This is a genomic window from Stutzerimonas sp. LR2 (genome assembly GCF_055755175.1).
The window spans coordinates 724,461-738,716 of sequence record NZ_JBVTRR010000003.1; the positions used below are offsets into that span (position 1 = coordinate 724,461).

The 14,256-nt window shown below is 65.2% G+C and carries 11 protein-coding genes; 4 read left to right on the forward strand and 7 right to left on the reverse strand.

Going from position 1 to position 14,256, the window contains the following annotated elements:
* Positions 1-56: 56 nt before the first annotated feature.
* The 7 genes from ACVRRC_RS14300 to ACVRRC_RS14330 form a co-directional block, all read right to left on the reverse strand.
* A complete protein-coding gene (locus ACVRRC_RS14300; RefSeq protein WP_041771818.1) occupies positions 57-1,274 on the reverse strand; it encodes an ABC transporter substrate-binding protein in 1,218 nt (405 codons plus the stop codon).
* Positions 1,275-1,350: 76 nt separating this feature from the next.
* Complete coding sequence (locus tag ACVRRC_RS14305) at positions 1,351-2,067, reverse strand: ABC transporter ATP-binding protein (protein WP_472997140.1); 717 nt, start codon at positions 2,065-2,067, stop codon at positions 1,351-1,353.
* Positions 2,064-2,840, reverse strand: coding sequence for an ABC transporter ATP-binding protein (locus ACVRRC_RS14310; RefSeq protein ID WP_045157748.1), 777 nt, complete (start codon positions 2,838-2,840; stop codon positions 2,064-2,066). The genes ACVRRC_RS14305 and ACVRRC_RS14310 overlap by 4 nt, the downstream gene beginning before the upstream one ends.
* A 320-nt stretch (positions 2,841-3,160) precedes the next feature.
* Positions 3,161-4,435 carry an OprD family porin gene (locus ACVRRC_RS14315; protein WP_053527788.1) on the reverse strand — a complete coding sequence of 425 codons (1,275 nt, stop codon included), beginning with the start codon at positions 4,433-4,435 and terminating at the stop codon, positions 3,161-3,163.
* Between the two features lie 103 nt (positions 4,436-4,538).
* Positions 4,539-5,144 carry a peroxidase-related enzyme gene (locus ACVRRC_RS14320; protein WP_003280108.1) on the reverse strand — a complete coding sequence of 202 codons (606 nt, stop codon included), beginning with the start codon at positions 5,142-5,144 and terminating at the stop codon, positions 4,539-4,541.
* Between the two features lie 57 nt (positions 5,145-5,201).
* Complete coding sequence (locus ACVRRC_RS14325; RefSeq protein ID WP_013983784.1) at positions 5,202-6,884, reverse strand: AMP-binding protein; 1,683 nt, start codon at positions 6,882-6,884, stop codon at positions 5,202-5,204.
* Positions 6,885-7,164: 280 nt separating this feature from the next.
* A complete protein-coding gene (locus ACVRRC_RS14330; protein WP_279647747.1) occupies positions 7,165-8,187 on the reverse strand; it encodes an apurinic/apyrimidinic endonuclease family protein in 1,023 nt (340 codons plus the stop codon).
* A gap of 320 nt (positions 8,188-8,507) precedes the next feature.
* Between ACVRRC_RS14330 and ACVRRC_RS14335 the strand changes: the two genes are divergently transcribed.
* The 4 genes from ACVRRC_RS14335 (at position 8,508) to ACVRRC_RS14350 (ending at position 14,156) form a co-directional block, all read left to right on the forward strand.
* Positions 8,508-9,671, forward strand: coding sequence for an isovaleryl-CoA dehydrogenase (locus ACVRRC_RS14335; protein ID WP_011914286.1), 1,164 nt, complete (start codon positions 8,508-8,510; stop codon positions 9,669-9,671).
* Between the two features lie 112 nt (positions 9,672-9,783).
* Positions 9,784-11,391, forward strand: coding sequence for a carboxyl transferase domain-containing protein (locus ACVRRC_RS14340; protein WP_011914287.1), 1,608 nt, complete (start codon positions 9,784-9,786; stop codon positions 11,389-11,391).
* A 57-nt stretch (positions 11,392-11,448) separates the two neighbouring features.
* The gene (locus tag ACVRRC_RS14345; protein WP_041771981.1) at positions 11,449-12,246 is read left to right on the forward strand and encodes a gamma-carboxygeranoyl-CoA hydratase; all 798 of its coding nucleotides are present in this window, start codon (positions 11,449-11,451) and stop codon (positions 12,244-12,246) included.
* Complete coding sequence (locus tag ACVRRC_RS14350; RefSeq protein WP_437207881.1) at positions 12,246-14,156, forward strand: acetyl/propionyl/methylcrotonyl-CoA carboxylase subunit alpha; 1,911 nt, start codon at positions 12,246-12,248, stop codon at positions 14,154-14,156. The genes ACVRRC_RS14345 and ACVRRC_RS14350 overlap by 1 nt, the downstream gene beginning before the upstream one ends.
* Positions 14,157-14,256: the final 100 nt, after the last annotated feature.

Here is a 14,256-nt window from a genome sequence, read left to right on the forward strand (position 1 = left end):
AAGGAAGTCCGTGGCACCCGGCCGCCGCCGACCGGGTGATGGCGCGGATCAGCCGGTCAGTCCTTGGCGACCAGCTTGGTGCACTGGCTTTCGGCCAACGGCCGGTAGGCCTGGTCGCCGGGGATGGTGCTGACGATCTTGTACAGGTCCCATTCGCCCTTGGACTCGGCCGGTGTCTTGACCTGCACCAGGTACATGTCGTGCACCATGCGGCCGTCCTCGCGAATCTGACCACCCTTGGCGAACATGTCGTTGACCGGGGTCTTGGCCATCTGTGCACGCACCGCCACGGTTTCGTCGGTGCCGGCGGCCTTCACCGCGTTCAGGTAGTGAGTCGTCGCCGAGTAGATGCCGGCATGCACCATGGTCGGCATGCGCTTGGTGCGCTCGTAGTAGCGCTGGGCCCAGGCGCGGGTCTCCTCGTTCATGTCCCAGTACCAGCCGGTGGTGAGCATCAGGCCCTGGGTCACTTCCAGGCCCATGGCGTGGATGTCGTTGAGGAACACCACCATGCCGGCGAGCTTCTGCCCGGACTGGGTGACGCCGAACTCGCTGGCGGTCTTCAGCGAGTTGACGGTATCGGCGCCGGCGTTGGCCAGGGCGATCACCTCTGCGCCGGAGCCCTGGGCCTGCAGCATGTAGGAGGAGAAATCGCTGCTGGGGAACGGATGGCGAACCTTGCCGACGATGCTGCCGCCATCACCTTCCACCACCTTGGTGATGTCGGCTTCCATGGCGTGGCCGAAGGCATAGTCGGCAGTGAGGATGTACCAGCTCTTGCCGCCATCGGCGAGCACCGCCTTCGCCGTGCCGTTGGCCAGCGCGTAGGTGTCGTAGGTCCAGTGGATATGGTTCGGTGAGCAGAACTCGTTGGTGATGCTGGAGGCCGCCGCGCCGGAGATCAGCGCCAGTTTGCCGCCCTGCTCCACCACCTTGCTCGCCGCCAGCACCACGGAGCTGGCGACCATGCCGGTCACCATGTCGACGTTGCGCTCGTCGATCCACTGGCGCACGGTGTTGGCGCCGACGTCCGGCTTGTTCAGGTCATCGGCATGGAAGACGACGATCTTCTTGCCGTCGACCGTGCCGCCGAAATCCTCCACTGCCATCTTCAGCGCCTCCAGGCCGCCGGGGCCGGAGAGGTCGCGGTAGGTACCGGACATGTCGGCCAGATAGCCGATACGGATTTCGTCGTTGCTGATCTCGGCCTGGGCGGCCGTGGCGATCAGGGAAGCAGCCAGGATGGCGCTTGCGCGCTTGCGGAAAAAGCTCATGTAGTCACCACTCTCGATTGTTTTTGTTGTGGTTCGGGCCGGCATCCACTGCGGCCGGTTTTCAGCTTCCTGAGGCTCACACCCCGAGACAGGAATTGAGGAACTCCTTTTTCGAATCCAGGTCGGCCGCCTCGATCTCTTCGATGATGCGGCCGTGCTCCATCACGTAATGACGGTCGGCCAATGGCGCGGCGAAACGGAAGTTCTGCTCGACCAGGACGATGGTCAGGCCGCGCTGCTTGAGCTTGATCAGCACCTCGCCGAGCTTCTGCACGATGACCGGCGCCAGGCCTTCGGTGATCTCGTCGAGCAGCAGCAGGTTGGCGCCGGTGCGCAGGATGCGCGCCATGGCCAGCATCTGTTGCTCGCCGCCGGAGAGCCGCGTGCCCTGGCTGAAACGACGCTCATACAGGTTGGGAAACATTTCGTAGAGCTCGTCCAGGCTCATGCCGCCGCTGCGCACCGTGGGCGGCAGCAGCAGGTTCTCCTCGACGCTCAGGCTGGCGAAGATGCCCCGCTCTTCCGGGCAATAGCCGACGCCCAGCCGTGGAATCTGGTGGGCCGGCATGCCGATGGTCTCGTTGCCGTTGACCACGATGGAGCCGGTGCGGCGCCCGACCATGTTCATGATCGCCCGCAGCGTGGTGGTGCGCCCGGCGCCGTTGCGCCCGAGCAGCGTCACCAGCTCGCCGCGGCCAACCACCAGATCGACACCGTGAAGGATGTGCGACTCGCCGTAAAAGGCATGAAGGTCACTGAGGCGCAGCTGATCGCGATCCATGGGTGGGTTCATGCGTGGGCCTCCTCGAGCGCGGCGGCTTCGCTGCCCAGATAGGCTTCGCGCACCTGCGGGTTGGCCGACACGCTGTCGTAGTCGCCTTCGGCAAGCACCGAGCCACGCGCCAGCACGGTGATGCGATCGCACAGTCGGCTGACCACGCTGAGGTTGTGCTCGACCATCAGCACCGTGCGATTGGCGGCGGCCTTGCGCACCAGCTCGACGACCATGTCGACATCCTCACCGCCCATGCCCTGGGTCGGTTCGTCGAGCAGCAGCACGATGGGGTCCAGCGCCAGGGTGGTGGCCAGCTCCAGCGCGCGCTTGCGGCCGTAGGGCAGCTCGACGGCCAGGGTCTGGGCGAAGGCCTGCAGGTCGACCTCGGCGAGCAGCTGCATCACCTGATCGTCCAGCTCGCGCAGGCTGCGTTCGGACTTCCAGAAGTGGAAGGAGGTGCCCATCTTCTGCTGCAGCGCGACGCGCACGTTCTCCAGCACGCTCATGTGGCCGAACACTGCGGATATCTGGAACGAGCGCACCAGGCCGAGCCGGGCGATCTCATTGGCCTTCATCGAGGTGATGTTCTTGCCGCGATAAAGGATTTCGCCACGGGTAGGCGTAAGAAACTTGGTGAGCAGGTTGAATACGGTGGTCTTGCCGGCCCCGTTGGGACCGATAAGCGCATGAATATGACCCTGACGGACCTTCAGATCGACGGAATCCACTGCGGTGAAGCCGCGGAATTCCTTGGTCAGGCCGCGCGTTTCCAGCACGAACTCTGGTTCCATTGGGTGCCCTCTAACCTTGATTTGTTGTTGTTGGTTATGGCGCAGGTCGCTGCATGACCTTTACGTAAACGATAACAATCGGTTTCCGCAAACGGCAAGTGGCTTTTTCAAACAGGTGATTGAGCGATAAAAGCGTGCAGTTTGCAGGCAAATAGCCATCATCGCGCCATATCGAGACCCGTTGCCTCTAGCCGCCCGTTTTCCTGTTCATCCCGTTCGCGTAGCTCTGGAAAGCCGAAGGCAGCGTCTCTAATCACGCGAAAAAGCCGGGCCTGTGCGGCCCGGAAATTCCAACGAGGAGGTTCACTGCGGCGTTGCGGTTACCACAACGGCAGGCTGTAGCTGACGATGACGCGGTTTTCGTCCATATCGCTCTGGAAGTTGCTGCGGGTGGTGGCATTGCGCAGCTTGAGGCCGAGGTTCTTCAGCGGACCGCTCTGGATGACATAGGCGATATCGGTGTTGCGCTCCCAGGTCTTGCCTTCGCTGGCGCCGGCACCGCGGTCGACGTTGTCACCCGAGACGTAACGGGTCATCAGCGTCAGCCCGGGGATGCCCATGGCAGCGAAGTCGTAGTCGTAGCGGACCTGCCAGGAACGCTCGTCCTCGTTGCCGAAGTCGTTGATCTGCAGCAGGTTGATCAGCGCGTTATCGCCCCCGGCGACGTAGGCGAAACCGGTGTCGCCGCGCATGTGCTGATAGCCACCGGTGAAGCCGTGGCCGCCGTGCCTGTAGGTGAACAGTGCGCCGAACGCATCGTTGTCGACATTGCTGCCGCCATCGTCGCTCGAGCGCACGAAGCGCAGGTCGGTCTTGAAACTCTGCTTGTCGCCGAGCGGCAGTACATGGATCAGGTTGAAGTTGTGCTGGTCGTAAATGCCATCCAGCCCACCGTAGTAGTAGCTGGTGGCCAGCTGCGGCGACCAGTCGTAGCGACCACCGGCGAAGAGGAACTCGTCGCTGGTAGTTCCGCCACTGCCGAAGGTAATGTTGCGCCGGCCGCCGTTGAAGACGGTCATTTCCTCGTTGTCCGAAGAGTCGCGCTGGTTGACCCGGTCCAGCTTGCCCAGGTCCAGCGTCAGACCGCTGACCTCCTTGCTCTGCAGCCAGGCACCACGGTAGGTCTGTGGCAGCAGACGGCTGTCGTTGCGCATCAGCACGGGCAGCACCGGCTGCAGGGTGCCGACGTGCAGGGTGGTGGCTGACAGCTTGGCCTTTGCCGTCAGGCCGGCCGAGCCGTAATCGTCCTGGGCGCGGTTAGGCGCGTTGCGATCACGCTGCAGGATGCCGGTGCCGGTACGGTCCGGACTCGAATCGAGCTTCACACCAAGCAGCCCGACGGCGTCCAGGCCGAAGCCGACCGGTCCTTCGGTGTAGCCGGACTCCATTTTCAGGATGAAGCCCTGGGCCCACTCCTCGGCCTTGGACTGAGTGGCGCCCGATTGCCGGAAGTCGCGGTTCATATAGAAGTTGCGCAGTTCGACAGCGGCCTTGCTGTCTTCGATGAAAGCGGCCGAGGCCACGTTCGATGCACCGAGGGCGATGGCCGCGATGCTGGCGGACAGGACGGTTCGGCTTGCTGGTTTCAGTTGCATAGCTTTCTCTCTTGTTGTTGTGATCGTTGATGCAGCTGTTGAGCCCGACTGCGAACTGCCCGGGCTCGGATTACCACGTCATGCGGTAATGCGGTGCTCGCGCTCAGCGCGCGGTGCTTCTGGGCACGCGGCCCAGCAGATAGAACTCGTCGTTGGGCGGGGTGCGCGCCATGGACACCAGGCGGTTGGAGAGGCCGAACAGTCCGGCGATGGCGCCGATATCCCAGATGTCATCGAGGCTGAAACCCTGGGCCTCCAGGCGTGCCTGCCAGGCGTCGTCCAGCACGCCGCGGCCGGCGGCCAGGTGCAGGGCGAAGTCGAGCATGGTGCGCTGCCGTTCGGAGATCGGCGCGGTGCGGTAATTGACGGCGATCTGGTCGGCCAGCTGCGCGTCCTTGGCGAGGATGCGCAGGATCGCGCCATGGGCGACCACGCAATACAGGCAGCCGTGGTCGGCGCTGACCGCCACCACGATCATTTCCTTCTCGGCCTGGGTCAGGCTGTCGGCTTCGCGCTCCATCAGCGCATCGTGATAGGCGAAGAAGGCGCGAAACTCCGCCGGCCGATGGGCGAGCATGAGAAACACGTTGGGAATGAAACCGGCCTTTTCCTGCACGGCAAGAATCCGCTCGCGTAGGTCGGAGGGCAGTGTGTCGAGGCTGTCGGGCAGCGGAAAACGGCTGATCGACTGAGTAGTAGGCAGCGCCATGGAAAGCTCCATTTCGGATGAGCAAATGGCCGGCCGGGCGAACCCGGCCGGTGCCGGTCAGTGCTGTTCGCTGATGCCCAGCTCGACCACGCTGATCTCGCGCATGCGGAACTTCTGGACCTTGCCGCTGATGGTCATCGGGAAGTCGTCGACGAACTTGATGTGCCGCGGCGTCTTGAAGTGGGCAATGCGGCCCTTGCAGAACTCGCGCAGCGCCTCGGCCTCGACCTGATGGCCCGGGTGCAGCTTGACCCAGGCGACGATCTCCTCGCCGAACTTGCTGTCCGGCACGCCGATCACCTGCACGTCGGCCACCGCCGGGTGGGTGAAGAGGAATTCCTCGATCTCGCGCGGGTACACGTTTTCGCCGCCGCGGATGATCATGTCCTTGTTGCGGCCGACGATCTTGATGTAACCCTCGTCGTCCATCACCGCGAGGTCGCCAGTGTGCATCCAGCGCGCGCCGTCGATGGCCTCGCGGGTGGCATCCGGGTTGTTCCAGTAGCCGAGCATCACGCTGTAGCCGCGGGTGCACAGTTCGCCGATCTGCCCGCGCGGCACAACCGCGCCGTGCTCGTCGACGATCTTGCTTTCCAGATGCGGCTGGGTGCGGCCGACGCTGGTGACGCGGCGTTCCAGGTCGTCATCGGCGCTGGTCTGGGTGGAGACCGGGCTGGTTTCGGTCATGCCGTAGGCGATCTGCATTTCGGCCAGGTGCATGTCGTCGATGACGCGCTTCATCACTTCGATTGGGCAGGTGGAGCCGGCCATGATGCCGGTGCGCAGGCTGCTCAGGTCCAGCGACTGGCGCTCCGGGTGGTCGAGCATGGCGATGAACATGGTCGGCACGCCGTACATGCCGGTGGCCTTTTCCTCGGCCGCGGCCTGCAACGCGGCCAGCGGCTCGAAGGCGGCGCTCGGGTAGATCATCGTGGTGCCGTGGGTGACGCAGCCGAGGTTGCCCATGACCATGCCGAAGCAGTGGTACAGCGGCACCGGGATCACCAGGCGGTCGTGCTCGGTCAGCCTGAGGCTCTCGCCGACCATGTAGCCGTTGTTGAGGATGTTGTAGTGGCTGAGCGTGGCGCCCTTGGGGAAGCCCGTGGTGCCGGAGGTGTACTGGATGTTGATGGGGTCGTCGAACTGCAGGCGCTCGCCGCACTGGCGCAACTGCTCGGGGCCGACCTGCTCGGCCATCTCCATCAGCGCCTGCCACTGCAGCATGCCGTCCACCGGCTTGTCGCACAGGCTGATCACACCGCGCAGCTCGGGCAGCATATGGCTTTGCAGGGCCCCGACGGCGGCGCTTTCCAGCTCCGGCAGCAGCTCGTGGAGCATGGCGTGGTAATCGGACGTCTTGAAGGCATCGGCGCAGATCAGCCAGCGGCAGCCGGACTGTTTCAAGGCGTACTCGAGTTCGCTGAGGCGGTAGGCGGGATTGATGTTGACCAGCACCACGCCGATCTTCGCGGTGGCGAACTGGGTGATGCACCACTGGGCATTGTTCGGTGACCAGATGCCCACTCGTTCGCCAGCTTGCAGTCCGAGGGCCAGCAGGCCACGCGCGCAACGGTCCACCGCCTCCGCCAGTTCCGCCCAGGTGTAACGCAGCTGCTGATGGCGCACCACCAGGGCCTCACGCTGGGGGAAGCGCTCCACGGTACGGTCGAACGCCGCGCCGATGGTCATGGGCAACAGGGGTTTGCTCTGCGGTCCGCAGGTATAGCTCGGAAGACTCATGACGATTTCCTCAGTCTTATGTTTGTTATGAGGCGTACTCGCAAGGGCGCTGGCGCTGCTGACAGTCACCCTAGGCCACGATTACGTTAACGTAAAGGTAACTAAGTGACAACATGTCGCGGAGTAGGCGAAAGTCGAGGGCGCGAGAAGGCAAATAGCCAGTATCCAGCGGTGCGGCGCGGGGGCGTTGCGGGTCAGATCAGACTGCCATGGCAGGCCTGGATGCAGGCAATCGCGGCACGGATTCAGGTGCTTCGCAATGATGCCGCGCGCTCCCCCATCAGGCGCATTCGCACTGGTACTCGTGGTGGAAGTCAAGCGCAGCGAGGTTCTTGTCCTTGGCTTCGAGCATGATGTCGAAGCGGTCCAGAAACTGAAACGCATAGCGATTCGTCCAGCGGTTCCACATGCGCTTGCTGTGCGCATAGAGGTCGCGCTTGCTGACCTGCTCCAGCAACTCGGGGATTTCCAGCTTCCGCTCCGGCGCGAAGCCCAGCTCCATCAGGCTCTCCGGCGGCTGCGAGTAGTGCATGGTGGGCCGCACGCCGCGCCAGCTTTCCAGAACACGCTCGATGCGCGGGTCGTCCGGCTCGATGTAGCGGTCCTCGTGAATCCAGCAGTGATGGATGTCCAGCACCACCGGCGCGAGGTCCGCGAGCCCCAGGCAGTCGTCCAGGCCATAGGTCTTTTCGTCATTCTCGAAGGTGATGCACTGGCGCGCCTCGGTCGACAGGCGCGGCCACACGGCACGCACGCCCTCGGCGCCGAGCCGCCCGGCGATATGCAGGTTGCACTTGAAGTCCTGAAAGCGCCGGCCATAACCCATCATGCGGATCATGTCGGCGTGGTACTCGAATTCCGCCAGGCTGTTCTCCACCACCTGCGGCTTGTCCGACCCCAGCACGCAGTACTGGCCGGGATGCATCGACAGGCGGATGTCGTGGGCCCGCGCCAGCTCGCCGATCGCGGCGAAACCCGCCTCGAGGCGGCTCTGCATTTCGGCGCGGCGGTAAAACGGCGCGATCTCGGCATGGCTGTAGAACGGCAGCAGGTCGCTGGACAGCCGCAACATGCGCAGCATCGGCGGCAACGTGGCGACGTATTCGAGCAACACCCGCTGGGCGTTCAGGTTGTGCTCGACGATCTCCTCGAGCTTCGCTTCGGCCGCCTCGCGCCCCGCCGAGGCCATCCAGCGCAGCGTGGTGCTGCGCGGGTTGAAGGTGCGCTCGATGCGCTCCAGCTCCTTCAGCGAGAGGCTCTGTTGCGGATGGCGATACATGCAGGCGAAGCCGATACGGGGCATGAATTCCTCGTCGATGACAGGCCGGCGCTCCGACCATTGCCTGTTTAGTCCCGCCCGCGTCGAGCCGAGTGCCCGACCGCCGACGAAACACCACCCGCGGCATCCATGGCCGGGCAGCACCGCCCTTGCCGTGCACCTATGCTTGCAGAACGCCGCCCGCTGGCATGTTGACAGACCGCTGGCGGACCTTTACGTTAACGTAAAGCAGCGAGCAGCCACTTCCCGAAGGCGCTCAGGCTGCGACCGGAGCGCCGGCCGGAACCCGCCGGATGCACGAATTCTCTGAACACAGAACAATTACAAGACAAGCAGGTGGCCCCATGAACTACTCCAGCCTCAATTTCGCCCTCGGTGAAACCATCGACATGCTGCGCGAGCAGGTCCAGGCCTTCGTCGCCGCCGAGCTGGCGCCGCGCGCCGAGGCCATCGACCAGGACAACCTGTTCCCGGCCGACATGTGGAAGAAATTCGGCGAGATGGGTCTGCTCGGCGTGACCGTCTCCGAGGAATACGGCGGCGCCGGCCTCGGCTACCTGGCCCACGTGGTGGCGATGGAAGAGATCAGCCGCGGCTCGGCCTCGGTCGCCCTCTCCTACGGCGCCCACTCCAACCTGTGCGTCAACCAGATCAACCGCAACGGCAACCCCGAGCAGAAGGCCCGCTACCTGCCCAAGCTGATCAGCGGCGAACACGTCGGCGCGCTGGCCATGAGCGAGCCGAATGCCGGCTCCGACGTGGTCTCCATGAAGCTGCGCGCCGAAAAGCGCGGCGACCGCTACGTGCTCAACGGCAGCAAGACCTGGATCACCAACGGCCCGGACGCCAACACCTACGTGATCTACGCCAAGACCGACCTGGACAAGGGTCCGCACGGCATCACCGCGTTCATCGTCGAGCGCGACTGGAAAGGTTTCTCCCGCGGCAACAAGTTCGACAAGCTCGGCATGCGTGGCTCCAACACCTGCGAGCTGTTCTTCGATGACGTCGAGGTGCCGCAAGAGAACGTGCTCGGCGTCGAGAACGGCGGCGTCAAGGTGCTGATGAGCGGCCTGGATTACGAGCGCGTGGTACTGGCCGGCGGCCCGACCGGGATCATGCAGGCCTGCCTCGACGTGGTGGTGCCCTACATCCACGACCGCAAGCAGTTCGGTCAGAGCATCGGCGAGTTCCAGTTCATTCAGGGCAAGGTGGCGGACATGTACACCCAGCTCAACGCCAGCCGTGCCTATCTCTACGCCGTCGCCCAGGCCTGCGACCGTGGCGAGACCACCCGCAAGGACGCCGCCGGGGTGATTCTCTATACCGCCGAAAACGCCACGCAGATGGCCCTGCAGGCGATCCAGATCCTCGGTGGCAACGGCTATATCAACGAATTCCCCACCGGCCGCCTGCTGCGTGACGCCAAGCTCTACGAGATTGGCGCCGGCACCAGCGAGATCCGCCGGATGCTGATCGGACGCGAGCTGTTCAACGAATCCAGGTGAGCTGCGGGCGGAACAACGCCCAACCCTCGTAGGGTGGAAAACCGCGAAGCGTTTTTCCACCGCAGTCGGTGGATGGCAGAGCCATCCATGATGGAACTGAACGGAGCCAACCATGGCCATCCTGCACACCCAGATCAATACCCGTTCGCCGGAGTTCGCCGCCAACAGCGCGGCGATGCTCGAACAGGTGAACAACCTGCGCGCCCTGCTCGGCCGTGTCAGCGAAGGCGGCGGCGCCACCGCCCAGCAGCGCCACGTCTCGCGCGGCAAGCTGCTGGTGCGCGAGCGCATCGACACCTTGCTCGACGCCGGCTCGGCCTTTCTCGAACTCGCGCCGCTGGCCGCCCATGAGGTCTATGGCGAAGATGTCGCCGCTGCCGGCGTAGTGGCCGGGATCGGCCGCGTCGAAGGCGTCGAGTGCATGATCATCGCCAACGACGCCACCGTGAAAGGCGGCACCTATTACCCGTTGACGGTGAAGAAGCACCTGCGCGCGCAGACCGTCGCCCGCGAGAACCGCCTGCCCTGCATCTACCTGGTGGACTCCGGCGGCGCCAACCTGCCGCGACAGGACGAGGTGTTCCCAGACCGCGAGCACTTCGGCCGCATCTTCTTCAACCAGGCCAACATGAGCGCCATGGGCATCCCGCAGATCGCTGTGGTGATGGGTTCCTGCACTGCCGGCGGCGCCTACGTGCCAGCGATGGCCGACGAGACCATCATGGTGCGCAACCAGGCGACCATCTTTCTCGCCGGCCCGCCGCTGGTGAAGGCTGCCACCGGCGAAGTGGTGACCGCCGAGGAGCTGGGCGGCGCCGACGTGCACTGCAAGACCTCGGGCGTCGCCGACCACTACGCCGAGAACGACGAGCACGCGCTTTCCATCGCCCGCCGCTGCGTGGCCAACCTCAACTGGCGCAAGCTCGGCCAGCTGCAGACCCGCGAACCGCGCGCACCGCTGTATGCCGCCGACGAGCTGTACGGCGTGATCCCGGCACAGGCCAAGCAGCCTTATGACGTGCGCGAAGTGATCGCACGGCTGGTGGACGGCAGCGAGTTCGATGAATTCAAGGCGCTGTTCGGCACCACCCTGGTCTGCGGCTTCGCCCATCTGCACGGCTACCCGATCGCCATCCTTGCCAACAACGGCATCCTCTTCGCCGAGGCGGCGCAGAAAGGCGCGCACTTCATCGAACTGGCCTGCCAGCGCGGCATCCCGCTGCTGTTTCTGCAGAACATCACCGGCTTCATGGTCGGGCAGAAATACGAGGCCGGCGGCATCGCCAAGCACGGCGCCAAGCTGGTCACTGCGGTGGCCTGCGCCCAGGTGCCGAAGTTCACCGTGCTCATCGGCGGCAGCTTCGGTGCCGGCAACTACGGCATGTGCGGTCGCGCCTACGACCCGCGCTTCCTCTGGATGTGGCCCAACGCGCGCATCGCCGTGATGGGTGGCGAACAGGCCGCCGGGGTGCTCGCCCAGGTCAAGCAGGAGCAGAGCGAGCGCGCCGGCAAGAGCCTCGGCGACGATGAGGTGGCGGCCATCAAGCAGCCGATCCTCGAACAGTACGAGCGCCAGGGCCATCCCTATTACTCCAGCGCGCGGCTGTGGGACGACGGCGTGATCGACCCGGCGCAGACCCGCGAGGTGCTGGGGCTGGCGCTGTCCGCCGCGTTGAATGCGCCGATCGAGCCGACCCGCTTCGGCGTGTTCCGCATGTAATCCGTGCCGCCGGCAGCCGAGCGCGCCGGCGCCTGCAGTCGCATCGAGGATGCCGAGATGACCGATTTCCAGACCATCGAACTGAACAAAGACGCGCGCGGCGTGGCCACCCTCTGGCTCAACCGCGCGGACAAGAACAATGCCTTCGACGCCCAGGTGATCGGCGAACTGAACGCAGCGCTGGCCCAGGTGCAGGACGATGCGGGCATCCGCTTCCTCATCCTGCGCGGGCGCGGCAAGCATTTCTCTGCTGGCGCGGATCTGGGCTGGATGCGCGAGTCGGCCAAACTCGACTACCAGGCGAACCTGGCTGACGCCCACGAACTCGGCGAGCTGATGCAGCGCCTTTACCAGCTGCCGCAGCCGACCCTGGCCGTGGTACAGGGCGCGGCCTTTGGCGGCGCGCTGGGGCTGATCGCCTGCTGCGACATGGCCATCGGCGCCCGCGACGCACTGTTCTGCCTGTCGGAAGTTCGCATCGGCCTGGCGCCGGCGGTGATCAGCCCGTACGTGGTCAAGGCCATCGGCGAGCGCGCCACCCGCCGCTACGCGCTGACCGCCGAACGCTTCGACGGCACACGTGCCCGCGAACTTGGCCTGCTCGCAGAAACCTACCCGGCCAGCGAGCTGGACGCCGCGCTGGAGCAATGGGTCGACAACCTGCTGCTCAACAGCCCGCAGGCGCTCAAGGCCTGCAAGGACCTGCTGCTGGAAGTGGGCGATGGCGATTTCAGCGCCGACCTGCGCCAGACCACCGAACAGGCCATCGCGCGCCTGCGCACCAGCCCGGAAGGTCAGGAAGGCCTGAGCGCCTTTCTGGAAAAACGCACGCCCGCCTGGCAGGAGAAGAAGTGATGAATCGCCATATCGATACCCTGCTGGTCGCCAACCGCGGCGAGATCGCCTGCCGCGTGATGCGCACCGCCAAGGCCATGGGCCTGACCACCGTTGCGGTGCACAGCGCCATCGATGCCAGCGCGCGCCATGCCCGCGAGGCCGATATCCGCATCGACCTGGGCGGCGCCAAGCCGGCCGAGAGCTACCTGCGCATCGACAAGCTGATCGAGGCGGCCAAGGCCAGCGGCGCCCAGGCGATCCACCCGGGCTACGGCTTCCTCTCGGAGAACGCCGAGTTCGCCCGCGCCATCGAACAGGCCGGGCTGATCTTCCTCGGCCCACCCGCCTCCGCCATCGACGCCATGGGCAGCAAGTCCGCCGCCAAGGCGCTGATGGAAGAAGCTGGCGTGCCGCTGGTACCGGGCTACCACGGCGAAGCGCAGGACGTGGAAACCTTCCGTGCTGCCGCGGAAAAGATCGGCTACCCGGTGCTGCTCAAGGCCACCGCCGGTGGCGGCGGCAAGGGCATGAAGGTGGTCGAGCGCGAGGCGGACCTGGCCGAGGCGCTGGCGTCCGCGCAGCGCGAGGCGCAGTCGTCGTTCGGTGACTCGCGCATGCTGGTCGAGAAATACGTGCTCAAGCCGCGCCATGTGGAAATCCAGGTCTTCGCCGACCAGCACGGCAACTGCCTGTACCTGAACGAGCGCGACTGCTCGATCCAGCGCCGCCATCAGAAGGTGGTCGAAGAGGCCCCTGCCCCCGGCCTGTCCCCCGAGCTGCGCCGTGCCATGGGCGAAGCCGCGGTGAAGGCGGCCAAGGCCATCGGCTACGTCGGCGCTGGCACCGTGGAATTCCTGCTGGATGCCCGTGGCGAATTCTTCTTCATGGAAATGAACACCCGTCTGCAGGTCGAGCACCCGGTCACGGAGGCCATCACCGGCCTCGACCTGGTCGCCTGGCAGATTCGCGTCGCCCGCGGCGAACCGCTGCCGATCAGCCAGGAGCAGGTGCCGCTGATCGGCCATGCGATCGAGGTACGGCTGTACGCCGAGGACCCGGACAACGATTTCCTTCCCGCCACCGGCACCCTCGAGCTCTACCGTGAAGCCGCGGATGGTCCGGGCCGTCGCGTCGACAGCGGCGTCGCCGAGGGCGATACGGTGTCGCCGTTCTACGATCCGATGCTCGGCAAGCTGATCGCCTGGGGCGAGAACCGCGAGGAAGCGCGCCTGCGCCTCTTGGCCATGCTCGACGAGACCGCCGTCGGCGGCGTGCGCACCAACCTCGCGTTTCTGCGCCGCGTCGTCGGCCATCGCGCCTTTGCCGAGGCCGAGCTGGATACCGGCTTTATCCCGCGCCACGAAAGCGAACTGCTGCGTCCGGCCGGCGAGCTGTCCGATGCCTTCTGGCAGCAGGCTGCCGAGTGCTTCGTACAGAGCGAGCCGACCTCGGTTCGCGACGACGATGCCCATTCGCCGTGGTCCAAGCGCAACGGGCTGCGTTTCGGCATGCCGGCGCAGATCAGTCTGCATCTGCAGTGCAATGGCGAGAGCCGCCGGCTGAAGGTCGACCCGGCAGCGCCGCGGCAGAACGTCCGCACGCCCAAGGCGATCCGCCAGGGCGATGCACTGTACCTGCAGTGGAACGGCGAATGGCTGGCCGTGCGTGCGTTCGACCCCATCGCCGAAGCCGAGGCCAGCCACCAGCATCACGGCGGCCTAACCGCGCCAATGAACGGCAGTATCGTGCGTGTACTGGTGGAGGCCGGTCAGCATGTCGAAGCCGGCACCGCGCTGATCGTCCTGGAAGCGATGAAGATGGAACACAGCATCCGCAGCGCCCAGGCTGGCGTGGTCAAGAGCCTGTTCTGCAGCGAAGGCGAAATGGTCAGCGAAGGCGCGGTGCTGCTGGAGATGGAAGAGGCGTGACGGTCGCCAAGGTGGACAAGGCTTCGCCGTTGTCCACCCTACGCACGAACGCAAGGCCTTAGGGTGGAAAACGCCGCAGGCTTTTCCACCGGTAGCCGGA

What these genes read in the sequence shown, in the direction of transcription:
- ACVRRC_RS14300 (WP_041771818.1), bottom strand. Translation starts at nt 1,274, where the DNA reads ATGAGCTTTTTCCGCAAGCGCGCAAGCGCCATCCTGGCTGCTTCCCTG.
- ACVRRC_RS14325 (WP_013983784.1), bottom strand. Translation starts at nt 6,884, where the DNA reads ATGAGTCTTCCGAGCTATACCTGCGGACCGCAGAGCAAACCCCTGTTG.
- ACVRRC_RS14330 (WP_279647747.1), bottom strand. Translation starts at nt 8,187, where the DNA reads ATGCCCCGTATCGGCTTCGCCTGCATGTATCGCCATCCGCAACAGAGC.
- ACVRRC_RS14310 (WP_045157748.1), bottom strand. Translation starts at nt 2,840, where the DNA reads ATGGAACCAGAGTTCGTGCTGGAAACGCGCGGCCTGACCAAGGAATTC.
- ACVRRC_RS14350 (WP_437207881.1), top strand. Translation starts at nt 12,246, where the DNA reads ATGAATCGCCATATCGATACCCTGCTGGTCGCCAACCGCGGCGAGATC.
- ACVRRC_RS14335 (WP_011914286.1), top strand. Translation starts at nt 8,508, where the DNA reads ATGAACTACTCCAGCCTCAATTTCGCCCTCGGTGAAACCATCGACATG.
- ACVRRC_RS14345 (WP_041771981.1), top strand. Translation starts at nt 11,449, where the DNA reads ATGACCGATTTCCAGACCATCGAACTGAACAAAGACGCGCGCGGCGTG.
- ACVRRC_RS14320 (WP_003280108.1), bottom strand. Translation starts at nt 5,144, where the DNA reads ATGGCGCTGCCTACTACTCAGTCGATCAGCCGTTTTCCGCTGCCCGAC.
- ACVRRC_RS14340 (WP_011914287.1), top strand. Translation starts at nt 9,784, where the DNA reads ATGGCCATCCTGCACACCCAGATCAATACCCGTTCGCCGGAGTTCGCC.
- ACVRRC_RS14315 (WP_053527788.1), bottom strand. Translation starts at nt 4,435, where the DNA reads ATGCAACTGAAACCAGCAAGCCGAACCGTCCTGTCCGCCAGCATCGCG.
- ACVRRC_RS14305 (WP_472997140.1), bottom strand. Translation starts at nt 2,067, where the DNA reads ATGAACCCACCCATGGATCGCGATCAGCTGCGCCTCAGTGACCTTCAT.